Here is a 22,814-nt window from a genome sequence, read left to right as displayed (position 1 = left end):
GTAAGCCGCCAGATCATTGGAGCCCTCTTCCATGTTAATATTTGTACCAAGTAAATTATCCGTAAATTTATGCGTATATTCATGTAATAATTGAATGAATGAACAGGCGACTTCTTTTTCATTTCTCGGAAAACGAATTACGGCGGAAAATAATGTGTCCGTTCCAAAACCTCTTCCGTTATTAGTAAGGCTATATGAAAATATTACAAATGGCTTTTTATTGTAATGCTCAAACATACATGAATATTTTTTAAGATCATGTTTGAATTCTTCTTCAACAGTTTTTCTTATATATTTGTTATCTTTATGAATACTTTCCCAATAATTAAAATAAAAAGAAGATTCGCTTTCCAATATATCAATAAACGGATTTATAAAATGTTTCATGTCATCTGTAGTAAAGGAATTGCAGTTTCTGTAAATATTTTTTAAATCATTAAAGTCTTTGCTGTAAAATGGCAAAAAGTTTATTAAAGATAATCGATTAAAATTATTATTGTAATAATCTTTCAGTGAATTTATATGTGGAATAATATCATAAGCAAAATTTTGCTTTTCTATAGCCATTTTTTCAATATATTCATCGCTATATAAATTAGAAGCGTTATCTACTTTTAAATATGCCAATACATGAAAAACAAGGTCAAAATGTTTTAAATATTTAATGTTAATTTCCAAAATTTCATCTCCTTTTTTTTCAGTGCCGTTTCTTTGTAGGCACATTATAAAAACAAATAAAACTAAAAATGTAAGAAACAATATTTTAATCAATTTTATTGCCATACATTTTTAACCTTTCATATTTCAATTCATATATAATTTATCGTTCCATATTCCCAACAATCAAATCAATATATGCACAGGCGTATTTCCATGCAATACTTTTGCACAACTGTGAAGATAGCCTAAATGAAATCCCATGTGCCTAAATTGAGCCAGTATATGATCTAATTTTGTCATATTAAATGTTTTATGATTGCTTTTATTTAACAATATGTCTTCATTAAGATAATCAAGATAATAATAAATTTTATTTTTTACTACTTGAAAATAATTATAAAGACATTCTTTTGTATATGATTTATCAAAATGATAATCCAAGTTATTAATATTTTCTTTATGAAATTCAGGATATACATAATTTTCCGGATCAATAAATATTCTATCTATGGAGTTAATCATATGATAAATTTGCTGCCATATTGGAAAACCGTTTACTGTTTTTTCAAAGTCGTCTTCACTAAATGCGTTAAAAAGCATATTAATACTTTCAAAACTATTTTCCGTATGTCGTTTTAAAACTTTTAGGATATTCATATAATCATCCTTATATTTCTTAACACAAAAAGTAATATTTTTTCAGTCCGTTTGATAAAACGAAATATATGATGCGTCGAACCACCCAGTCCCTCCACCGGCTTCAACAAGAAATTTTGCCTCGTACATATTTGTTCCCAATTTTAAGCCTATTTTTTCCCAAGCCTTAAAATGTTCCGTTATGGAAATGGTTCCTTTCTGACGGCGTTCCTGGCGTATGCTGAAATATTGCGGGAATGGTTCTTTGCTTCCTTCAATGTTGCCGGAACCGGCGGGCCTTGTCGCCTGATAAATGAAATATGTCGCGCCGTCTACTGTAAATTCGCCTTTTTTTGCCGCCGCGCCGCCAATATTTTGTGGTTGTATTATTCCGTTTCCATACCAATCGTCTACAATGTACCATTCTATCATCGGGTTTTTTGACCACCCATAAATTCCAAGATAAGAATGACTTCCTGCAGTGCCATTAGCGGATCTGGCAAACTCAAAATCGCAAAAAACATTTTTGTAATCCGTGTATGGTTTTCCCTTATTCCAATATAGCCCCACCCGTCCCAAGAAAGTATCCGCGTTATTCCATTCAGCTCTGAATGCCGCCCCGCCGCCTTTTTCCGGTCCGTACCAAATAAGACGGTTGTTATTTCCGCTGGCGCTCCATATTTCATAACTATAGGGAGAGCCTTCCAAGGGCTGGCTCCCGTGGCTGTTGCCGTTAAATATTACTCCGCTAACTTCTGTTTTTCCGTTCGATTCCGTATTCTTTGAATCCGTATCAATATTTTGCCCATCTTTTGAATTTGTTACGGCACATGCCATCAAAAAGCAACAAACATATACTGACAAAATCTTTCCCATTAATGATTGATTTTTCATTGTTTCCTCCTTTGTTTTTATATTATAAAAACGGTAATTAATAAATGAATAATTTTCATCATTTTTGAATTTTACCGATTAATTTTCTTTGTTAAAATGTATTTTTATGTACTTATTTTTTCCACGACTGATAACGCAATTTTTATTAATAATTAGAGCGGAATCAATGATTGTTTTTCCGTCAATTTTAATTCCACCTTCATTTATTAACCTGCGAGACTCGGAATTTGTCCCTGCAAGTTCCGTAAGAACAAGCAATCGGATAATTTGTTCTTCATTGTTAATTGTATAGACTTTTATTGAATCCGGCGCTTTTTTATTCGCCACGGCTCGATAATGTTCTTCGGCTTGAGAAACACAAATTTCTCCATGATACATTCTGACTATCTCCCGCGCATAAACCAAATGAGCTTGCCATATATCATCATTTATAATTTTTGTGTAATCATTTTCCAGCATATCCGTAGTCAATCTAAAGTAATCCGGCAGAATATTATCTGGTACTTTCATGCATTTTTCAAAAATAATATCAGCAGGTTCATCTATACCGATATAGTTGTTCAGAGATTTGCTCATTTTATTTTTTCCGTCAAGCCCTGGCAGCAGAGGAAAAGTTATGGCTTCTTGAGGTGATTGCCCGTAATTTTTTTGCAATTCCCGTCCGACTAAAAGATTAAAAATCTGATCGGTTCCGCCTACCTCAATATCGGCGTTTAAGGCGATGGAATCATAACCTTGCATTAGCGGATATAATAATTCATGTATGCCAATAGGCTGATTGGCGGAATAACGGCTTGCAAAATCACCCCGTTCCATAATGCGCGCAAGGGTATATTTACCGGCAAGGTTCAAAATATCCGCGAAATTTAATTTGGAAAGCCACTGGGAATTATAAGTGATACGGGCTTTTTGCGGATCAAAAATTTTTGACACTTGCTGAAAGTAGCTGTTTCCGTTTTGTCTGGTTTGCTCAAAAGAAAGCTGGGTTCTTGTTTTACTGCGTCCCGACGGGTCGCCAATCATGCCTGTAAAATCCCCTATGACGAAAATAATCTCATGCCCGGCATCCTGTAATTTACGGAGCATCCGCAAAGGAACAGAATGTCCCAGATGAAGATCAGGACGTGACGGGTCAGCGCCAAATTTTATTTTTAACGGTTTTCCGCAGGCGAAACGCATCCTCAGTCCTTCTTCCGAAAAAATATCTACCGCGTTTCGTTTTACTGTTTCAAATAAATTATCAGCATCCATAATTTAATTAATCTCCTTTCGGTTTATAATCCAGCACAAACTCGCACATAACGTTATATGCCGTTTTATTTTCCTCTTTTAAAATAATATTTTCTTTCACATATTGTTAATATTATTGCGGCAATTAACCATATAATCCAACTTACAAACCATATTTTTATATTTGCAAAATTGCCGTAAAAAAAAGTTATAGCGGACGCGTTTATAGACGTATGAAATATTGTTGAAACTATTATGTTATTTTGCGTTCCTTTTAATAAATATACAAAAACTATTGAAACGGAAATAGTAAATAATACATATCCTACCATAAATAATAGTCCGTTTTTATAGTGAATTATGTGCCATATCCCCCAAATTAATCCAACTATTAACGAAGACGCAAATTTTGAATATTTTAGTTCCAATGCCGGTTGAAGAAAACTTCTCCAACCTATCTCTTCTCCAATACTTCCAATAATTAATCCAAACAGACAAGCAATTAATGTGGAAAATAAGTTAGGTTGTATTTTTACATTGATACCCACTAACATTCCAATATAAAAGGTAAGCGTATATAATGTTATTGGAATAATTATTGCGAGAAATGTTTTAACCAAAACAATTCTATTAAAACTTATTATTGGCCTAAATAAATCCCTGAATAATAATATAGTAACAAAAAATGCTAATGCGGGAGCAAATTGAGGCAGGTTAATACTGATTTTTTCAAACCTAATATTCGATTTAATATGGATAAACAAAAAAATTAAATTAAAAACAAAAGCTAAAATCACAAAAAGAGACAATTTCCGATTCATTTTTCATCCTCAATTAGCGTATGTTATTATTTTATTGTATCTTTTGAAAATATATATTTTGACGTTCGCCCCTATAATCGTCTTTTTCATCTATTTTTATAAATCCGTATTTTTCATAAAGATTTTTATGAGCGCTAACAATATATACTTTATCAAACCCCAATGTTTTAGCGTAAGCCATTGCACATAAAATTAATTTTTCACTTAATCTATGGCCGCGATATTGTTCATTTACAAAAACGGCTTGAATATACGGAGTATATTCTACATTGGGAACACTGTCTCTTTCATTAAATGAACAATGCCCCATAATGTTATTATCTTCAATGGCGACAAATATCCTTTCCCAATCCAAAAAATTATTTTTTTCCCAATTTTCCGCTATGATGGGGCTTTCACGCCAAGATGATTTTTTTACAAAATCAATAAGTTTAGGCCAATATTCATCATTGTAAAAAACTTGTCTTATTTCCATAAAATCCTCCTTAATTATTATTTTATAAAGATAGTAAATTAAAAATGAATATTTTTCATCATTTTAAATAAAAAAAGCAATTTGGGAACAAGAAAAAGCAATTCAGGAACAGTTTTAATACAATATAGAAACCTGTGGCATTTTGGCGGAAGCGATACAAGCTCCGGATGGAATTTTTAAGTAAAAAAATAATTAACATAAATAATATTAATGATGAAAAATATTCATTTTAATTATTTTCATGACGCTATTGTCTTTTATGGAGGAAAAAAATGAACAGATGCAAATTTTCTTTTTGTGGATTTTTCGGTCTTGCAGCGCTAGTATGGACGTTGGTTTTTACCGCCTGTCCTTCGGGTAGCTTGGAAAAAGAAGATCCGGATAATCCTTCTACGGGTAGCGCCGCTGCGCCAACAATAACCGCGCAGCCGCAGGGCGCTATATATTTTGTCGGCGATACTGATATTAAAAATTTGTCGGTATCGGTAAAATCAATGACCGCTGATGATGTTTTAAGCTTCCAGTGGTATTCAAACACGTCTGCCGTCAAGACAGGCGGGACGGCAATTAACGGCGCGACCGGATTGACTTACGCGCTTCCCTCAACTATAACGGCAGCGGCGAAAACGCATTACTATTATGTGATTATCACCAATACTAATAAAACCAAGAAAAACCCCGCCCAAATGACAACCAGCGCCGTGGCAACTGTGGATGTCCAGGCTGAAGTCCCCAATGTTGCAAACGCTGTTGTAACGGTAAATACCGATCAACGGTACCAGTATGTACGCGGCTTTGGCGGAATGGATGTGGCGTGGGACAATCCGCCGCCGCCGCCAACTTTGGAGGAAGTGGATACCATGTTTAATCCGGAGAAACTGGGTTATAACATGTTCCGCGTCATGATACTGCCCCAAAATACTGACATTGACAAAACCATGGAAGAGCTTGTAACTAATATTATTTATCCCAAGTACGACAGATCGGACTTCTATGAACGCGTCAAAATAGTCAACAAGTACGGAGGCTATGTTCTGGCAAGCCCATGGTCCCCTCCGGCTGAATGGAAAACGAATAACAGCGTCCTTGGCGGCGGCAGCGGTTTAAAAAAAGAAAACTACATTGACTTCGCAAACTATCTAAGAAGGTACTGTGAAATCATGTATGAAAATGGCGCCCCCATTTACGCGGTTTCGCTACAAAATGAATTTTCATACGCGGCGACATGGGACGGCTGTCAATATTCGCCTCAGGAAAACCGGGATTTTTGGAAAACGCCGGGTATGCCGTTTGAAGGCCGTATTACCCAAGGCGTACCTGGATATGGCGGCGGCAAAGAGCTTCCATCGGTATTGATGATGGGCGGCGAGTCGCACAATGAACTTACCCCACAGGACTTGGCTCTGCAGGATCCGCATTCAAGGGCGTGCATTGATATTGTAGGCCGCCATATTTACGGCAACAATAGAAATCCAAGCCCTTATCCGCTTGCCACTAATCCACGGTTTTACACGAATCCTGCTGATCCTAAATTTGACGCAAAAGAAGTCTGGATGACCGAAAATGATCAGCACAGTGAAGCGTCAGGTTTTGAAAATGACCCGACATGGAACTATGTATGGCCATTCATGAATACGGTTGATTTGACCATCAGGCTGAATAACGAAAGCGCTTTTATCTGGTGGCTGATTAAACGCTTTTACAGCATGATGGGCGAAGGCGATTACGGCACTACTAACGGCGTTATTCTGCCGCGGGGCCACGGACTGTCACATTATGCCAAGTTTGCCAAAGAGACCGGAAGGGTCGGCGTCGATGTAACCGGTACGCTGGCCAATGGCGCTATATCCACTGCCACTGTCAACCAGACCAGCAATGTTTTGAACGGCACTTCGGTAAGGGTGACGGCGTTTGTGTCGGTGAGGGACGATTTTGACTGGATGCGGCAGAAAAATAACCTCACGTTAAATGACATAACCGCAATCAATTTAGTCATGTATACTCCCACCCTCACTGCCAGTTCCGACGGGTTAAGCATGGGAACCGTTAAGATAAAACTCCCCGACGGTTTTGTTATACGCAACGCTGAGGCCATGCGGTCAACTTCGACAGCGCAGTCGAGAATGGAAACAGTGCCTATAACCAAAGACAGGAATGCGGCTTATGTAACATTGCCTGAAAGCACTATCCTTTCGGTAAGGTTTACCAAATAACGCGATAGAAGGGGGATTTTTTCCCTCTTCATTTTTCTCTTGAATAAAGAGGAGTAATCAATATGAAGAAATTATTACAAATATTGTTTATGACAACGCTTGCAATGACTATGGCCGCTTCCGCTTTCGCCCATGAGTTTACCGTAAGCGGCGAAGTAAAAACGGGTTTGTATTGGTCTAAATATGAAGACGGGCTTAATGAACCTCTTGAGAAATCCTATTTCCACAGCAGGGACGACGCGGGCGATGACTACAGCGGTAAAAGAGATCCGACGTATCCTGTTCCGGGACGGTTCCAGATAGACGTTGCGTATTCTCATAATAATTTAGGGTTTAAGACCCGCCTGCGGTATGAAGGATGGCTGTTGGATAAAAGCATGCCGGTTTTTAATTACGCTTTCGGCTACGGTAATTTTTTTGATGACCAGTTTACGTTATCTCTGGGCAAACTGGGAGCCTCGCCCTGGGGAACTGGCGGGCCGGAAATGTGGAAAGAACTGGAAATTTCAACGATAGGCGGAATACGTTTCGAGATAAAGCCTCGGATTGTTCCCGGCCTGAACGCGGGTTTTGTGTTGAATTATTTTAACAGCAATACGGATAAAGTCGCGTCAGGAAACATAACCCTGGCGGATTATCTTATGGAATCGGTTATCGGCATCGCGTATACCCACGAACTGTTTCACGCGCGTTTTGCTTACCGGCTTGACAGCGACAGGGACATCAGGGAAACCAGCGTGAAGACAAGAACGTCAATAGAAGGAGGGGAGCTTGTATACCGGGTAGAAGAATATATGTTAAGAAAATTCCTGCCCGGTTTGTCAATTTGGGCGCTCGGTTATTGGGTGGGAGTCGGGGCGGAAGCTGCTGATTTTGTCACATTCCAGAATTGGCTCTTTACCCAGTATGATACTGATAATTTTACCGCCCAGATTCGTTTTGGTTTTGACGTGCGGGATACCCGTAATGTTCTGCATATCAGGCCCAGTTTCTACTGCAAGTTTTTCGGCAATTTAATTAACGTCGGAGCGTCATTCTGGTATGGCCAGGATTTCGGCGAAGGCAAGATATACAAAGGTTCGCCTTACGAGTATATGGAAGTTGAACCTAAAGTACAGTTTAACTTAAACCCTGACTCTTATATCGCGTTTGCGTATAACTACCGTACTCAATACAAACTGGACAATCCCGATTATCAGGCGAAAAATATGCTGCCTATTCATACAAGGCAGTGGATTAATTTACGTTTTTGCGTAAAGTGGTGAGATTTTTTAGGAGGTCATATATGATTAAGTCAAAATTTTTAATGGCAGGCATTACCCTGTTTACTGTAATGTTGGTATTTGGAATTACAGGCTGTGAGAGCCCGGCTGGCGCTAACCCTGGAAAAAGCAACGAAGCGGTTTTAACATCGCTTAAAGTGGCCGATGTAGATGTTACCGTACCGTCGCTTATTAAAGCCTCAGACTGGAAAGGCAATGACGATCTTTCTTTTCTGACAGACGGGCAGATAGGCGAGGCTATTATTGCCGTATCCGCGTTTAATACGGATATTACGATTATAACCGGAAGAAGCCCCAAAGCTTCCGTCGCGTTTGCGTCCGGAAGAAGCCTTAAACAGCCGGCGGACGATGAATTTGCAGATGACGCGATTGACATGGTTGGATTGTACAACGGAGGTTATCTGTATATTCGCGTAACAGCCGAAGACGGGATGAATGTCAATTATTATTGCGTAAAAACTTCAAGCATCAGCGCCAATACAACGTTGAATTCATTGCAAATTGCGGAAGTTACTCTATATACAACCACGGGTAATTCCGCAGCCGCGTGGGATAACATTCCGACTTTGCGGGAAATCAGCTTCAATGGAGGCGATAACACGGGCAAGGAAATCAAACTTATCCCCTCCGCCGCTTTCAGGGGAACGATGGAAATTGCCAAAGTGGACAATGGGGGAACTCCGGCTTTCGCGGCATATAATGAACCCGTTACGTATAACTTTGAAGACGGAGATGAAATCTATGTAAAAATGATCGCGCAAAACGGTACAGTCCTTTATTACGGCTTTAAGATTTCTGTCGGAAATGACGTTGGCGTTAAAATAATTAATATCGGCGGCGCTGAAGTTGAGGAGTATGGAACGCCCGGAACCGCACTGGCCTCCGCTAAGGAAGGGTATATATTGATGGCGGTAGTACAGCCTGCGGCTGGTTTTACAGTTGACGTTACGCCAAATGACACAATCGCGACGGTAATAATTGGAAAGGCTGACGAGGCTGAAACTAACTGGAAAGCGCCGCCGCAAACAATAAAATTTTCAGATGAAGAATTCCTTGGTGTAAAAGTAACGTCAGGGGGCGGCTCGGTTGCCAACTATTACAAAATCCGCGTGGACCTTTTGGCAACTATGTATATTCCCTACGGAACTCCGAGTCTGACAGATCCGGTTAACGCGGCTAATGTTAAATACATTGATCCTCTCTGGAATGAAATTGAGTGGATAGAGGTAAAAAAACAAAACCGCGCGGAAACGAATCAGGAATTCTTTGATAATCCAAGTTCAACAGGAAAAGCAAAACTCTACTGGGACAAGGACGGCCTGTGGCTGTATGTTGATGTAGTATCCCAATATATGACTACTTCCGGCTTTTCAAACGACCATCTGGATTCATCGGTAGAACTCTTTATTAATGAAGCGTATCCGGCGGTGAACTCGGGTAACTACAATGATATAGGCGGGCAGTACCGCCTCGGCACTAACGGCAGCACATCAGGCGATCCCGCCGCCGCGGTAACGGCGTTTAACGCGCTTGGCCGCAAAAACACCTTTAAGACCGACAGCGGTTGGGCGGTAATCTTTCAAGCTCCCTGGAGATTCTCGTCAACCTATAAGCTTGAAGATCATAAACCTATCAGTCTTGAAGTTCAGATTAACGCTGTCGGCGCGAACGGGAGGCGTATTGGCGTTCTTAAATGGTACAATACAACGGCTAATACCTATCAGCATGCCGAAAATTTGGCTCCAGGCGTTTTGGAGCTTAATGGCAATAATTTTTAGCGTATATCAAGATTAGAAGGTATGAAGTTGCCCGGGAACGCGGTTTCCGGACAACTTCTCTATTTATTTCTAACTCTTATTAGAACAAAAATTATAAAACTAAAACATTCTTCCTTTTTTTCTTTCTTCATTTTTCTCTTTTCTTTTGCATGATCATTATATACTTCTCAATCTTTAGAAAATGTGATATATTTATTATTAAGGGAGAAAACAAAGAAAATGAAAATAGTTAAGAAAATACTAATAATTATTTCGATTACGGTAGTAGCGATTTTTTTGATATTGCTGGTTACGCCTATTCTGTTCAAGGGAAAAATCCTAAATATAGCCAAAACAGAATTGAATAAAATGTTGGAGGCGCAAGTCGATTTTTCGGATCTCAAACTGTCATTCATCCGTAATTTCCCTAACGCCTATGTGGCTTTGGAAAATTTGACGGTAACAGGCAAGGGCGAGTTTGACGGTGAAACGCTGGTGGCATTTAAAAGTTTCAGCGTAACAGTGGACATCAAGAGCGTAATTAAGATGGAAAATATACTGGTAAAATCAATACTGCTCGATCAGGCAAGCATAAACGCCCATATAGCGGAAAATGGCAACGCAAACTGGAATATCATGAAATCAGGCAAGGAGGAAAAACCGGCTGCGGAGGTTCCCTCCGCAGATGTCCCACCCGCAGAAGTTCCAGCGGAAAAAAGCTCCTCTGAAAAAACCTCTCCGCTCAAGGTCGCCCTTAATAAGTTCGAGATACGCAACGCCAAACTATCCTTTCAAGACGATAAAAATAAAATGACGGCGACTGTTGCTGACCTCAATTTCACTCTGCAAGGCGATATGTCGCTTGACAATGCTGATTTAAAAATGAAATTGGATATTACGGATATTAATTTTTTGATGGGCGGCATTCACATGCTGACCAACGCGCGCGTCGGCTTTGTTTCGGAAGTCGCGGCCGATCTTAAAAATATGACTTTCACTTTAAAAGATAATAAATTCAACCTGAATGAAATTATCCTGAAATTCGCAGGTTCGGCGCAGATACCCGGCGACATCATCGTCGATATGACATTTGCAACCGAAACAATAAATTTCAAGAACGTGCTGCAACTTGTTCCTGCCGTATTTATGAAGGGCTTTGAATCGATAAAAACGACCGGCACCTTCACCCTGTCCGGCGCCATAAAAGGCACATACAACAATAATCAGATGCCCAGCGCAAACGTAAACCTGTCTATTGACAACGCCATGTTCAAATATCCCGACCTGCCCAAGTCGGTAGAAAATATCAACATCAAGCTCAACGCATTTTACGACGGCGCCGTGTTCGACAGAACAACGCTTGACTTGAATAAAATGCATTTCGAGATGGCGGGCAACCCATTCGACGCCGAACTGCACGTAAAGACGCCAAAAAGCGATTTGCAGGCTGCGGCAAAATTTTTAGGCAAAATTGATTTTGACTCTCTTGCTGATATTGTTCCGTTGGACAATATCACTCTGAAAGGTTTGCTGGAATGTGATTTTGCTCTGGCGGGACGGATGTCAGCGCTCGAAAAAAAACAGTATGAGGATTTTGACGCAAAAGGAATGTTGAAACTTAGCGGCGTTGATTTTAAAAGCTCCAGTTTCCCGCAAGCTGTTAAAATTAACAGCACGCAGCTTAATCTTTCGCCAAGAAAGGTTGACCTTGTAAACTTCGACGCCGTCATAGGAAAAACCGATATCGTCATGAATGGCACGCTGGAAAATTTCATACCGTATATTTTCAAAGGCAGCACTGTAAGCGGCAATCTCGACTTGAAATCGAACACCATTGATCTAAATGAATTTATGGGTTCCAAAGAAAAAGAACCCGCTGAAAAAAAGCCCGATGATTCCTCCCCGATGAATGTTATCGAAGTGCCAAAAAATATTGACTTTGCGGTGAAGCTTAACATCGGCAATCTCCTGTTTGACAAATTAAAAATAACTAACACTATAGGCTCGTTGCTCGTGAGGGACGGCAAAGCGCAAATGCAGAACCTCGGCATGAATCTGCTGGGTGGAAGCATGAATCTCACAGGCGAATATAATACGCAGGATATCAAAGTTCCATCGGTTAATTTCGGCGTGACAATCAAACAGTTCAACGTAAACTCCGCGATCTCATCGTTTGACATACTCCAAAAAATATTGCCTCAGGCGCAGAACTACGATGGAAAAGTGTCGGCAAACCTGACTCTGAACAGTATTCTGGACGAACATCTCAGTCCCGTTATGAATACGGTGGATTCCAAAGGCCAACTGCAAACGCATAACCTGAGAATACAAAACTCGGAACTGTTCGGCACAATGGCCAACCTGTTAAAAAACGAATCGTGGCGCACGCCCACTCTGAACAATGTTAATGTCAGATACGCGATCAAGGATGGGGAGTTGACGATTGAACCGATACGGATGAACATCGCGCAAACCGCGCTTGAGATCACAGGCGGACAGAACCTTGACATGTCATTGCATTACAAGATAAATGCGACAGTGCCAGCTTCTGTAGTCGGTCCCGGCGCGACCGATATTTTGAGCAAAATACCCGGAGGCGTAAAGATCAATGAATTTAAATTGACGGGATTGATAGGCGGCACGGTTACCAAACCTGCTGTCACTCTTGGCGTCGCCGATATGGCAAGCAGTGTTGTTGAAACCGTTAAAGAACAAGTGAAAGAACAAGTAAAAGAAGAGGTTAATAAGCAAATAGACGCCGTCATGGCCGAGGCCGAAAAACAAGCTCAAAACCTCCGTAATACCGCCAAGCAAGCAGCCGACAGAATACGCAAAGAAGCCAACGCCGCCGCCGATAAATTGGAAGCGCAGGCTAAAACGCCTCTTGAAAAAACCGCGGCTAAATTGGCTGCTAAAAAACTTCGTGACGAAGGCAATGATAAAGCCCAAAAAACAGAGCAGGAAGCTGAAAGACAAATTAAAACTATTATGGATAACGCCAGAAAGAAAGCTGACGAATTAAAGAAAAGTTAACTTTCAGGATTGAATAATTGTTATTTGTTCACTTTGTTATCCGCCGCTTGGCTTTTTAGTGCCTTGTACTGTTCCCTTTTTTTTCTCTCTTTTAACAGTGTGCTTGAATTTCATTACCGCAAAGTTTATCTCAAGGGTAGTTTCTGTTCCCGATACAGGCAAGTCGGCGGCTATCAATTCAGAGAAAATATCCCCGCTTTTTTGCATAAGGGATTGTTGTTCCGGCTTTTCTTTAGCGTCCGTTAATTTTGCGATTGTATGCGATAATTCACGCAGTTTGGCAAAAGCCTCAATAATGGCAATCGTCGCCGCCGTCGCTTGCGGACTTCTCAATATTGTGGCAAGCATATACAGGCCTTTTTCCGTAAAAGCTTTTGGCTGCGTTGTAGAATGTTTCAAGTTTTTGAACCGGTCAAAAATTTTGACCAGTTCGTTCCTGTCAGCTTCGACAATATAACCGGCGGGAAATTTTTTAGGATTGTTCCTTACGGCTTGATTTACCTCTTTTGTTTCCACGCCGTAGATACTCGCCACATCGCTGTCAATTAAAACATTCTGCCCTTTGACTGATACTATAGCTTTTTCTATTTCTGAAAAATCTATCGCCCCTATTTGTTTTTTCATTTTTTTCTCCTGAAAAAAGAAATTTAAATGTTGCATACGCAACACCTATATATGGCGCGAAGTACGCATTTTGCTTGACTGTTTTGTGAAAAAATTTTATTTTTTTTATGGACTCGACACCGCTCCATGAAGCGTACCTCGCAAGGCAAAGTACACTACTGGTCAGTAACAACTAAAACTTTACAAAACATTATTCCAAATTTTCTCTCGCAAAGACGCAGAGGCGCAAAGTTCCTGTCCGACAGTCTATTGTTGATCAAGATATATAAGTTTGACTACAAATCTTGAAGGAAAAACGGATCCTGCAAACAACAACTTTGCGTCCTTTGCGCCTCTGCGAGATATCTTTTTGTAAATATTTAGTTGTCACAGAGTACTACGAAAAAACAGTATCCGATCGGTGCGTATCCGGTGTTTTTAGAGGTTCGCTAATTCCATTACTTTTAAATAAACAGGGTTTGAATCCGAAATACGCAAAAAATTTCTGTTCTCCTGCGCGAAGAGCGAAACTTCATCATCGTCGGGAAGGCCGATGACAATATCCGCTTTGGTTTTTTCGCTTATCTCTTTCATTCTGTCGGGAAGTTTATCGCTTCGCAATTTGTTCACTACAAGCGCGAGTTTGCCGTAAGCCATTTTCATTTCGCCTGCAAGTTCAAAAAGGCGGAGCAAAGTCTGCAACCCTGAATTGGAAGCGTCGGAAACCAGTATCATAAGGTCAACTTTTTGAACAATCCGCCGTGAAAGGTTTTCAAGACCGGCTTCGTTATCCAGCACCACATAAGGGTATCCCGACGAAATTTCCGCGATTATCTCTTTAAGCACGTTATTCGCGTAACAGTAACAACCCTCTCCTTCCGGCCTTCCCATAGCGATAAGATCAAAGCCCTTTTCTTCCACAAGGGCGCTTTCCAGCTTTAATCGCAAAAGCTCGCGCTTGGAAACATTAATATCCGCTCCGGCGGAATTGCGAACGTCTTCCCTCGCCCTGCCTACTGTATCGGTAACATGTACGCCTAACGCCGCGTCAAGGCAACTATTAGGGTCGGCATCAATCGCAAGCACGGGAGATTTCCCCGCCGCCAATAAATTTTTTATTAAAAGCGCGCTGACCGTGGTTTTACCTACGCCGCCCTTTCCCGTTATGGCGATTAATTTGCTGTTTTTATTCGCGCTCATACATTACTCCGATTCGATATTTTCAAAATGAGATCGACAAGATTTTCTAAACTTGCGCGTTCTTCGCCGCTCATTCTTCTTTCCCCCGACTTGGCATTTTCAAAATAAGCTCGACAAGGTTTTCCAAACTTGCGCGTTCTTCGTTACTCATTCCTGTTTCCCCTGACTCGGCATTTTCAAAATAAGTTCGACAAGATTTTCCAAAATCGCGCGTTCTTCGCTGTTCATTCCGTCCAGCGCGGAAACTCCGTCCCTGTCCGCTTTGCGAATATTTTCAGAGTATGGAAGAAACGCGGACACGTTAAAACCTGAAAGCCCGTTAATGATAAAGCGTTTGTCGTCTTCGCAAGTCACCTTGTTCCCCACAATCACAAAATTAGCAAGCCCTATTTCTTTTGACATCTTGATAACCGTATCCGCGCAATCAAGAGAGCGCTGGCCAGGCTCAACTACAATGACCATCACATCTACGCCGCTTGAAGTAGCGCGTCCCAAATGTTCAATTCCGGCTTCCATGTCCATTATTAAAGTTTCATTTTTATACAGAACAAGATCGTTCACCAACGCTTTTATAAAAACATTTTCAGGACAGGCGCAGCCTCCGCCGCCTCTTTTTACGGCTCCCAGAACCAAAAGTTCCACCCCGTTATGTGAAACAGCGAACTTCTCCGCCACATCGCTGACATTCGGGTTAAGTTTAAAAATTTGCCCGTACTTGTCAATCTTCGCCCCCGTTCTCTCCTCAATGAGCGCGATTTCCCGCGAGATGGGGGTAATTTTAACAGTTTTTGGAATACCCAAAGACGCGGCAAGATTAGCGTCTGGATCGGCGTCAAGGGCAAGCACCCTGCCTCCCCTTTGCGCCAGAATTAAAGCGATAGAGGCGGCGACAGTGGACTTGCCAACCCCGCCCTTTCCTGAAACTGCTACTTTCATCTATAACCTTTTAAGCGTATTTCTCTTTCATTCGCTTGGTTAAATCGCACAAAAGCGAAAAAACTTTTTCCGCGTCCGCCGCCGCAAGAGAGCCTGTCCCGCACGAAGGAGTGATCATCGCCTGATCGATTATCAGTTTTTTATCAATGCCTTTTGAAGCAAGATTATCCATAACTTTTTCAAGCTGTTTTTCAAGGGACTCTACAGTCTGCTCCCTGATTTTTTCAGAAGTAGGCACTACGCCCCACGCGAGCACTCCGCCTTTTTCAAGATGTTTTTTTACGCTGTCGGCATAAATGGCGATTGTATCGCCGTATTCAAACGCGTCAAAGTTTACGATGTCCACACCCGCGTCGATAAGAATGCTCCATTCGGTATTGCCGCAGCAGTGAATACCGGCGATAGCGCCTTCGGCATGAAGCGCTTCAATTGACTCTGCTAAAATGCTTACCACGTCTTCACGCTTAACGGAGACATAAGTTGAGCTTCCAAAAGCCGACAAAATCGGCTCATCTAAAAAGCAGATAATATTTTCGGCGAAAGGCTTAAACTGCTGAATCTGCCAGCGGCTTTTCATCGCGATTGATTTTACAATTACGTCGCGGAATTCTTCGTTGTAGTACATGGCGCGTTTGTTTTCATCTACGATTGAAAGCGCAAAAGTAATCGGCCCCGTAGTCTGCACTTTAAGCCACGGCCTTTTGGAGCCTTTTTCTTTTAAAACTTTTAATAGAGCGTAAATGCCCTTGGAATATTTTTCGCTGATTGCCATTTTAGAAAAATCATTCGTGCCTTCTTCAGTTGCCGCCATATAAGCCTCATAAACTTCAGCGAATTTTTCCGAATAATCCACGTCAGTTTTAAAGTACAGCCTGTTTTTTTCGGTATCAACCACGGCGCAGGGCATATTCTCCGAATACTGCACCTCCATTTGCTCCAACAACCCAAGACGCGGAAGCTGCGGCCAAATCGGCGCGTCCATAGATTTTAACGAAACGCCGACTGCGTAAGCGGGATCCTCAAAAGGCATTGAGCCGATTGCGGTGGAAAGAAATTTGGTTTTCATCATAATAAATTCTCCTTACTTAAAAATATACTAATTTATTTATTTAACGCTTCTTTAATCGCTTTTATATGAGCCGGCGTAGTTCCGCAACAACCGCCGATTATGTTCGCTCCGGCGGCGGCAAGTTTTGGCGCGATAGCGGCCATATCTTCGGGAGTTTCGGGGAACACTGTCTGCCCGTTTACATTTTTGGGAAGGCCCGCGTTTGCGTGAACAAGAATGGGAATAGTTTTATTTGCCGATCTCATAAGAGTTACGATTTCGATCATTCTCTCAATCCCGTTGCCGCAATTCGCGCCGACAATATCCGCGCCCGCCTCAATAACCGCGTTCATCGCCGAAACAGGATCAGCTCCCATCATCGTTCTATACTCGCCTTGTACGGTTTTTTCAAAAGTAAACGTACAGATAATTTCCAATTTTGTATTTTCCTTGACAGCTTTAACAGCCTGACAAGCTTCTTCTATATCGCTCATAGTTTCAATACACGCCGCGTCAGCCCCGCCTTTTTCAAAAGCGACGGCCTGCGTCTTAAACGCCTCGTAAAGTTCCTCTTTCGTAACTTCTTCAGTAACAAGCATTTTCCCGGTGGGGCCGATAGACGCTATCACCCAATGATTGTCCCCCGCCGCCTGGCGGGATATTTTCGCCGCGGCTTCATTTATTTCCGCCGCCCTGCCGTCAAGTTTAAAGTGAGCCAATTTAAAACTGCTTCCGCCAAAACTATCCGTCTCGACCATATCCGCGCCCGCGTCAATATAATTTTTCGCCACATCCAAAACATCAGCCGGCCTGTCGATACACCACAACTCGGGACACTCGCCGGGTTTCAAGCCCTTTTTATGCAAAAAAGTCCCCCAAGCGCCGTCAGAAATTAAAACCTTTCCAGCATTGAGCGCTTCCGTTATTTTTTGTCTTGCCATATTTTTCTCCTAAAATTTATCCAGTTTGAGGATTTATTATTTTATCCTATTATTCGGGAAAAAACAATATTAAAAACGAGCGTTAAAACCTACCGCTGTACCCTTCCCGACGCGTTGCCGGAGACAAGTTTTTTAACTTCATCGGCGGAAACGAGGTTAATATCGCCCTCAATTGTGTGTTTTAAGCAGCTTGCCGCGACTGCAAATTCCAGCCCTTCATCGGGGGACATTCCCTGAAGATTAGCGTATATTAGCCCCGCGCCAAAACTGTCGCCGCCGCCTACCCTGTCCACGATATGAACCGCGTATTTCTTGGAGAAATAAAAATCTTTTCCCGTACAAAGCATCGCGCCCCAGTTGTTGTCGTTAGCTGAAATTGACTCCCTTAACGTAATTGCGGTCTGCTTAAAACTAAATTTTTTAATAAGGGCGGCGGCTACTTCTTTGTAGCCGTCATGGCTGATTTTTCCCGCTGTCACGTCGCTACCAGACGCTTTAATGCCAAAGACATCGGCGGCGTCTTCTTCGTTGGCTATGCAAATATCAACGTACTCCATAAGTTTGCCCATAACATCGCGGGCTTTCTCCCGCGTCCAAAGATTGGCGCGGTAATTTATGTCGCAGGAGACTGTAATTCCCTTTGACCGCGCCGCTTTCACCGCCACCATGCAGATTGATGCCGCGTTATCTGAAAGCGCGGGCGTTATCCCCGTAAAGTGAAACCAATTCGCGTCTTTAAAAATTTTATCCCAGTCAAAATCCGACTCCACGGCCATAGCAATCGCGGAATGGGCGCGGTCATAAATCACTTTAGACGGTCGCTGGGAAGCTCCTTTTTCAAGGAAATAGATTCCTACCCTGTCGCCGCCGCGGACGATCAGGGAAGTGTCTACTCCGAATTTCCTAAGACTGTTCACCGCACCCTGCCCTATTTCATGTTTTGGAAGTTTTGTCACAAACGCCGCGTCAATTCCAAAACCGGCAAGAGAGACGGCGACATTCGCCTCGCCGCCGCCATAAATCGCGCCGTAGGAATTAGCCTGAACAAAACGATGATAGCCCTCAGGCGCAAGACGCAGCATAATCTCACCAAAAGTAATAACTCTCATAAAAACTCCTGTCCGTTAATAATATATTAATTTTTATAGAAAAGCAAAGTATTAAAAAATGTTTACCATCGCGCGTTTCACCACTCAATAGGCACGCTCTCGTCTTTTAATTTTTGGACAAACGTACGGAAACCGGGATAGTCGTCTCTAAGAAAAAATAAGGTTTTCTTTTCATGATACGCTTTAATATAATCTCTTTGTACCGTACTACCATTTTTCATCAATATTAATTTTATTCCGTATTTTACCATTGTAATATTGTCAAAACCAAAATTTTTTTTTCTTCCAAAATAAGGCGTAAATGTTATTTGCTTGTCTTTTACTTTAACTTTCCACCTGACGCATATAAAGACAATAAAATTAAATAGTAATAAAACAGGCAAGAAACCAAATGCAAAAGTAAATTTTTGAGACTGATCTTCAATCGACATTAATGACATTACATATATGAATAAAAGAAAAACGATAAATAAAATAAAAATAATAAGATTTGTTTTTGGCTTGCGGACGGTAAAATCATCCGCGTCCGTTATCTTTCCGGTTTTATTTGCTTCTCTCATAGCGAGAAAGGGCACAATAAAACAGAGAACGCAGGAAAAAATTATCAATAAATATATATACATTTAGTTGCCTCCTTAATTTATTTTTTTCATGGAAGTTCAAGATTCTTCTTTGGTCTTGCGTAATAATTCCAAATTTGCCCAGTGTAGCGCGATAATTTTGTACCAGGTTAAAGTTATTAATTGCAATAATATTTCCCTGTTTGGAGGAAAGATTCCACCTAAACTTACTAATATTATATCACATATATCTTAAAAAAAATAAATATACGCTTTTAGTTGCATCTTTAAGATTGATGCGATTTATCAATTTTCAAAACGCACGCCCTTATCGGCTTATCTCAGCGCAAGAAAAGGAATGTAGATTGACTTAAATATTAAAAAAATTTAGTATTAAACTATGGAATTATCTCCATAAATGTCTCTTTTTCCGTTTAACATTCGCAAACCGCGCCCAATATTGACGCAGGAAACGGCGAAAGCATTGTAAGGATATGTTATGAAATTTAAGCCTTTGTTTTTTTTAGCGCTCTTTTTCTCTTGTGAAGCCTTATTATTTCCATCAGGTAAAAAAGAAAATAAAAATGTTGAATGGTTCAACGATGTGAGACTTGAAAATTATGCGCCATTTAAAAGTTCCCGGCTTGCCACACTACCTGCGAAATCCAGCCTAATGCTAAAAAATAATTTGCCAAAATTAGACGGCGCTACAGCTTTATTTCCCGTTTACGCGTCTTTTGTTCAGGCAGTGTATCCAAAATCAAATTATAACAAGGTCAATGGCAAATATCAGTTTGACAGCGGATTTGTAAGATGCACGACAACACCTAACGCATATAAAAGTCTTATAAATGGAGATGTTGACATTATTTTTTGCATGGAGCCTTCAAAAGATCAAATTCAAGAAGCAAAAGAAAAAGGATTAACGCTCAATATGACGCCGATAGGGAAAGACGCATTTGTATTTATTGTAGACGCGAAAAACCCGGTAAATAATATCTCATCCGCGCAAATACGTGGGATATACTCAGGAAAAATTACAAATTGGAAAGAATTAGGCTGGGAAGATTATAAAATTGAGGCGTTTCAACGTAACAAAGGAAGCGGCAGTCAGACGCTTCTTGAGTCGATAATGGGTGACACGCCGATAATTGAGCCGGCGCGGCGGCAGGTTGTTTATAAAATGACTTCATTGTTTACGGGAGTAGCGGTAATTTTTCCTTATCCCCCTACCACAATAGGATATACATTTTTATATTTTACTACGGACATGGTAAACAGCAATCTAATAAAAATACTTGCGATAGATGGGGTAAAGCCTTCTAGGGAAACAATTATTTCCGGCGAATATATTTTTTCCAACACATTTTACGCGATAACAACGGGGAACGAAACAGATAACGCAAAAAAGTTTATAAACTGGATTTTATCGGAAGAAGGACAATATTTAGTTGAAAAAACCGGTTATGTGCCTATTAATAAAGGCGCGACAAAATGACAATTATTCATGGCATATTATCAAAGGAGGATAATGACAAGGAAAAGTATCCTACATACAATAGTATGCAATGTGAGAAAATAAGTCAACAAAGTAAAATTAATTTTGAATATTTGTTTTACCGCTTATAGGTACGCTCTCGTCTTTTAACCTCTTGTCTTGCATCATGCGCTTTTTCATTTTATTTGCCATTATCGAAAGAATTATCGCAAAAAGAATAATTCCGCCAATAATAGCAATGACTATGACTATTCCGTTATTATTATTTTGCCCAAGAGCGTTAACCCGCTTTCGTTGGCATCTTCGTCAGATTGCCCGTATACTCCCATTGCGCTGAATATCAGCATTAAAAACAAGACGGGAATAATAAAATTCTTTTTCATTTATTCCCTTGTTTACTCAATTGCCTTAACCGGCTCATTTAATAAAATTTTCACCCTTGTTAATTCTTCGTTTTGGTTGTCGTAATATATATACTCCCAAACAACATTTTTATCTTTTATTTTACCCATCGAATCATCTGTTTTTATTGATTGTTCTATTCCCTGAATTAATGACTGAGTTACATTAGTTCTAAACGCTTCTAAATCATAAAAATCAGATTTACTATAATTCAATAATTTAAATTCATAAACAACTTTTTTATCTTTTTTAACAAATGAAACTTTTTCCACGGAAATTCCGTCATCAGCCATATATGGACATTTATTATTCTCATTTTCCGCGTCCTCTTTTATGGCATTCATTAATTTGATATTTTCTATAATAGGCGGTAAAACAAAATTAAAAAATATAGCCGCTAATACTACAACAATGACCGTTACGATTGTTACAATTTTTTTCTTTTCCATACAATAACCTCTTATAATTTAATTTACTGCTTGCATTTTCAGCGGAGACGTCCAACGGACGGATGCCGCTGTACAGTTTTATTTATAATCCCCGCACCCTTTACACATTGAAGAATTAGTACTATTTACCTGTCCACATTTTTTACAAACCCACGTATCGCCTGACACGGGCGCAAATAACGGTTTATATCCTTGACTTTGACTTGTTCTTTCCTGAATTATTTCTTGAAATAAAGATGAACGGCAATTAGGACATACTCTATCTGAAACTAAATATACATTATTGCATTGCATGCATTTTTTTCCAATTACAAAACGCGCGCCCTTATCTTTTAAGCATGAAATCAAAACATTATAACCCGGACACGCGGATTTAACAGTAAAAAGCTTTTCCTCTTGATGATATGCGGTAATATATTCCGTAAGCCCCGCATCCGTTTGTTTTATCCCCTGTTCTATTTTTGTAATATCGTTAAAAGTAAAAGTTTTCTTTCTTCCAAAGTAAGCTCTGGACGTTATTTGATTGCCATTAACAACGATTTTAAATCTGATCCATAGAAAAATACCGATAAGACCGGGTAATGGTAAAAGCGACAATGCCAACGCTTGCTGTAATTCTTTATCATTATCAAAATTAAAAGGAAAATATACGTATCCTAATGTAGACGCAAACATTATGGTATAAATTATATAAAATATTAAGGTGCTTTTTTTATAACGAACAATAAAATTATTCGGATCCATTTTACCTTCCGCGTCGAATTCTATTTGCCTTATTTTTTTAGGTATAACAATAATGAAAACAAAAACAATGATAATAGCAATTACCGCTAATCCGCCCATTTGGCTGCATCCTTATTTAAAACAACCTTATTCAAAAAACACTATAATAGATTTATATTATATCGCATATTTCTATAAAATAAACAATTTTTTTACATAAAGGTTACAGGTGGTATAACCGCTTTACATTCCTACTTCTGTAGAATATCGTAAACCGTTATAAACAAACTGATTTTCATGAGATTCCATCCTATATGTTGAACACCTTGTATTCTATCTGTAT

Annotated in this window: 21 protein-coding genes; 5 read left to right on the top strand and 16 right to left on the bottom strand. The window is 40.2% G+C overall.

The genetic code is table 11. The features are described from left to right. From ACYVRA_RS02740 to ACYVRA_RS02715, 6 genes are all read right to left on the bottom strand, one after another. The coding region (locus ACYVRA_RS02740; RefSeq protein WP_461251217.1) for a hypothetical protein at positions 1–783 on the bottom strand (783 nt) is incomplete at its 3' end. A gap of 60 nt (positions 784–843) precedes the next feature. After that, complete coding sequence (locus tag ACYVRA_RS02735; RefSeq protein ID WP_461251216.1) at positions 844–1,317, bottom strand: hypothetical protein; 474 nt, start codon at positions 1,315–1,317, stop codon at positions 844–846. A 42-nt stretch (positions 1,318–1,359) separates the two neighbouring features. Beyond that, positions 1,360–2,190: a glycoside hydrolase family 11 protein gene (locus ACYVRA_RS02730; RefSeq protein ID WP_461251215.1), complete on the bottom strand. Its 831-nt coding sequence runs from the start codon at positions 2,188–2,190 to the stop codon at positions 1,360–1,362. A gap of 78 nt (positions 2,191–2,268) precedes the next feature. Then, positions 2,269–3,441: a tyrosine--tRNA ligase gene (gene tyrS / locus ACYVRA_RS02725; RefSeq protein ID WP_461251214.1), complete on the bottom strand. Its 1,173-nt coding sequence runs from the start codon at positions 3,439–3,441 to the stop codon at positions 2,269–2,271. Between the two features lie 65 nt (positions 3,442–3,506). Beyond that, entirely contained in the window at positions 3,507–4,241 is a 735-nt protein-coding gene (locus ACYVRA_RS02720) for a lysostaphin resistance A-like protein (RefSeq protein ID WP_461251213.1), read from the bottom strand. 31 nt (positions 4,242–4,272) lie between these two features. Beyond that, the gene (locus ACYVRA_RS02715; protein ID WP_461251212.1) at positions 4,273–4,716 is read right to left on the bottom strand and encodes a GNAT family N-acetyltransferase; all 444 of its coding nucleotides are present in this window, start codon (positions 4,714–4,716) and stop codon (positions 4,273–4,275) included. 272 nt (positions 4,717–4,988) lie between these two features. On the opposite strand from ACYVRA_RS02715, the gene ACYVRA_RS02710 reads away from it, so the two are divergent. The 4 genes from ACYVRA_RS02710 (at position 4,989) to ACYVRA_RS02695 (ending at position 13,002) form a co-directional block, all read left to right on the top strand. Then, the gene (locus tag ACYVRA_RS02710) at positions 4,989–6,929 is read left to right on the top strand and encodes a glycoside hydrolase (protein WP_461251211.1); all 1,941 of its coding nucleotides are present in this window, start codon (positions 4,989–4,991) and stop codon (positions 6,927–6,929) included. A 62-nt stretch (positions 6,930–6,991) separates the two neighbouring features. Beyond that, the gene (locus ACYVRA_RS02705; RefSeq protein WP_461251210.1) at positions 6,992–8,194 is read left to right on the top strand and encodes a hypothetical protein; all 1,203 of its coding nucleotides are present in this window, start codon (positions 6,992–6,994) and stop codon (positions 8,192–8,194) included. A 20-nt stretch (positions 8,195–8,214) separates the two neighbouring features. Then, positions 8,215–9,990 (top strand): sugar-binding protein, encoded by a 1,776-nt coding sequence (locus tag ACYVRA_RS02700; protein WP_461251209.1) that lies wholly within the window; start codon positions 8,215–8,217, stop codon positions 9,988–9,990. Between the two features lie 219 nt (positions 9,991–10,209). Further along, positions 10,210–13,002 (top strand): hypothetical protein, encoded by a 2,793-nt coding sequence (locus ACYVRA_RS02695; RefSeq protein WP_461251208.1) that lies wholly within the window; start codon positions 10,210–10,212, stop codon positions 13,000–13,002. A gap of 36 nt (positions 13,003–13,038) precedes the next feature. Here the strand turns inward: ACYVRA_RS02695 and ACYVRA_RS02690 are convergent, their stop codons facing one another. From ACYVRA_RS02690 to ACYVRA_RS02660, 7 genes are all read right to left on the bottom strand, one after another. Beyond that, positions 13,039–13,626, bottom strand: a complete 588-nt coding sequence (locus tag ACYVRA_RS02690) for an ORF6N domain-containing protein (RefSeq protein ID WP_461251207.1) — start codon at positions 13,624–13,626, stop codon at positions 13,039–13,041. A gap of 417 nt (positions 13,627–14,043) precedes the next feature. Then, positions 14,044–14,805, bottom strand: coding sequence for an ATP-binding protein (locus ACYVRA_RS02685; RefSeq protein WP_461251206.1), 762 nt, complete (start codon positions 14,803–14,805; stop codon positions 14,044–14,046). A 147-nt stretch (positions 14,806–14,952) separates the two neighbouring features. Next, positions 14,953–15,741: an ATP-binding protein gene (locus tag ACYVRA_RS02680; RefSeq protein ID WP_461251205.1), complete on the bottom strand. Its 789-nt coding sequence runs from the start codon at positions 15,739–15,741 to the stop codon at positions 14,953–14,955. 10 nt (positions 15,742–15,751) lie between these two features. After that, a complete protein-coding gene (locus ACYVRA_RS02675) occupies positions 15,752–16,810 on the bottom strand; it encodes a uroporphyrinogen decarboxylase/cobalamine-independent methonine synthase family protein (RefSeq protein WP_461251204.1) in 1,059 nt (352 codons plus the stop codon). Between the two features lie 32 nt (positions 16,811–16,842). After that, the gene (locus ACYVRA_RS02670; RefSeq protein ID WP_461251203.1) at positions 16,843–17,730 is read right to left on the bottom strand and encodes a homocysteine S-methyltransferase family protein; all 888 of its coding nucleotides are present in this window, start codon (positions 17,728–17,730) and stop codon (positions 16,843–16,845) included. 89 nt (positions 17,731–17,819) lie between these two features. Continuing rightward, positions 17,820–18,839 (bottom strand): PfkB family carbohydrate kinase, encoded by a 1,020-nt coding sequence (locus ACYVRA_RS02665; protein ID WP_461251202.1) that lies wholly within the window; start codon positions 18,837–18,839, stop codon positions 17,820–17,822. 77 nt (positions 18,840–18,916) lie between these two features. Next, complete coding sequence (locus ACYVRA_RS02660) at positions 18,917–19,462, bottom strand: DUF6560 family protein (RefSeq protein ID WP_461251201.1); 546 nt, start codon at positions 19,460–19,462, stop codon at positions 18,917–18,919. 436 nt (positions 19,463–19,898) lie between these two features. Between ACYVRA_RS02660 and ACYVRA_RS02655 the strand changes: the two genes are divergently transcribed. Beyond that, the gene (locus tag ACYVRA_RS02655; protein WP_461251200.1) at positions 19,899–20,897 is read left to right on the top strand and encodes a PstS family phosphate ABC transporter substrate-binding protein; all 999 of its coding nucleotides are present in this window, start codon (positions 19,899–19,901) and stop codon (positions 20,895–20,897) included. Positions 20,898–21,145: 248 nt separating this feature from the next. On the opposite strand, the gene ACYVRA_RS02650 is transcribed toward ACYVRA_RS02655, so the two are convergent. The 3 genes from ACYVRA_RS02650 to ACYVRA_RS02640 form a co-directional block, all read right to left on the bottom strand. Then, the gene (locus tag ACYVRA_RS02650) at positions 21,146–21,280 is read right to left on the bottom strand and encodes a hypothetical protein (protein WP_461251199.1); all 135 of its coding nucleotides are present in this window, start codon (positions 21,278–21,280) and stop codon (positions 21,146–21,148) included. Positions 21,281–21,292: 12 nt separating this feature from the next. Next, positions 21,293–21,748, bottom strand: coding sequence for a hypothetical protein (locus ACYVRA_RS02645; RefSeq protein ID WP_461251198.1), 456 nt, complete (start codon positions 21,746–21,748; stop codon positions 21,293–21,295). Between the two features lie 78 nt (positions 21,749–21,826). Continuing rightward, a complete protein-coding gene (locus tag ACYVRA_RS02640) occupies positions 21,827–22,591 on the bottom strand; it encodes a DUF6560 family protein (protein WP_461251197.1) in 765 nt (254 codons plus the stop codon). Between the last annotated feature and the right edge of the window lie 223 nt (positions 22,592–22,814).

The sequence above is a fragment of the Treponema sp. R8-4-B8 genome (assembly GCF_054786175.1).
This window is presented reverse-complemented; position numbering and strand designations above follow the sequence as displayed.

Excerpts from the sequence above, each read along its gene's own strand:
- ACYVRA_RS02735 (WP_461251216.1), bottom strand. The coding sequence starts at position 1,317 with ATGAATATCCTAAAAGTTTTAAAACGACATACGGAAAATAGTTTTGAA.
- ACYVRA_RS02730 (WP_461251215.1), bottom strand. The coding sequence starts at position 2,190 with ATGAAAAATCAATCATTAATGGGAAAGATTTTGTCAGTATATGTTTGT.
- tyrS (WP_461251214.1), bottom strand. The coding sequence starts at position 3,441 with ATGGATGCTGATAATTTATTTGAAACAGTAAAACGAAACGCGGTAGAT.
- ACYVRA_RS02720 (WP_461251213.1), bottom strand. The coding sequence starts at position 4,241 with ATGAATCGGAAATTGTCTCTTTTTGTGATTTTAGCTTTTGTTTTTAAT.
- ACYVRA_RS02715 (WP_461251212.1), bottom strand. The coding sequence starts at position 4,716 with ATGGAAATAAGACAAGTTTTTTACAATGATGAATATTGGCCTAAACTT.
- ACYVRA_RS02710 (WP_461251211.1), top strand. The coding sequence starts at position 4,989 with ATGAACAGATGCAAATTTTCTTTTTGTGGATTTTTCGGTCTTGCAGCG.
- ACYVRA_RS02705 (WP_461251210.1), top strand. The coding sequence starts at position 6,992 with ATGAAGAAATTATTACAAATATTGTTTATGACAACGCTTGCAATGACT.
- ACYVRA_RS02700 (WP_461251209.1), top strand. The coding sequence starts at position 8,215 with ATGATTAAGTCAAAATTTTTAATGGCAGGCATTACCCTGTTTACTGTA.
- ACYVRA_RS02695 (WP_461251208.1), top strand. The coding sequence starts at position 10,210 with ATGAAAATAGTTAAGAAAATACTAATAATTATTTCGATTACGGTAGTA.
- ACYVRA_RS02690 (WP_461251207.1), bottom strand. The coding sequence starts at position 13,626 with ATGAAAAAACAAATAGGGGCGATAGATTTTTCAGAAATAGAAAAAGCT.
- ACYVRA_RS02685 (WP_461251206.1), bottom strand. The coding sequence starts at position 14,805 with ATGAGCGCGAATAAAAACAGCAAATTAATCGCCATAACGGGAAAGGGC.
- ACYVRA_RS02680 (WP_461251205.1), bottom strand. The coding sequence starts at position 15,741 with ATGAAAGTAGCAGTTTCAGGAAAGGGCGGGGTTGGCAAGTCCACTGTC.
- ACYVRA_RS02675 (WP_461251204.1), bottom strand. The coding sequence starts at position 16,810 with ATGATGAAAACCAAATTTCTTTCCACCGCAATCGGCTCAATGCCTTTT.
- ACYVRA_RS02670 (WP_461251203.1), bottom strand. The coding sequence starts at position 17,730 with ATGGCAAGACAAAAAATAACGGAAGCGCTCAATGCTGGAAAGGTTTTA.
- ACYVRA_RS02665 (WP_461251202.1), bottom strand. The coding sequence starts at position 18,839 with ATGAGAGTTATTACTTTTGGTGAGATTATGCTGCGTCTTGCGCCTGAG.
- ACYVRA_RS02660 (WP_461251201.1), bottom strand. The coding sequence starts at position 19,462 with ATGTATATATATTTATTGATAATTTTTTCCTGCGTTCTCTGTTTTATT.
- ACYVRA_RS02655 (WP_461251200.1), top strand. The coding sequence starts at position 19,899 with ATGAAATTTAAGCCTTTGTTTTTTTTAGCGCTCTTTTTCTCTTGTGAA.
- ACYVRA_RS02650 (WP_461251199.1), bottom strand. The coding sequence starts at position 21,280 with ATGAAAAAGAATTTTATTATTCCCGTCTTGTTTTTAATGCTGATATTC.
- ACYVRA_RS02645 (WP_461251198.1), bottom strand. The coding sequence starts at position 21,748 with ATGGAAAAGAAAAAAATTGTAACAATCGTAACGGTCATTGTTGTAGTA.
- ACYVRA_RS02640 (WP_461251197.1), bottom strand. The coding sequence starts at position 22,591 with ATGGGCGGATTAGCGGTAATTGCTATTATCATTGTTTTTGTTTTCATT.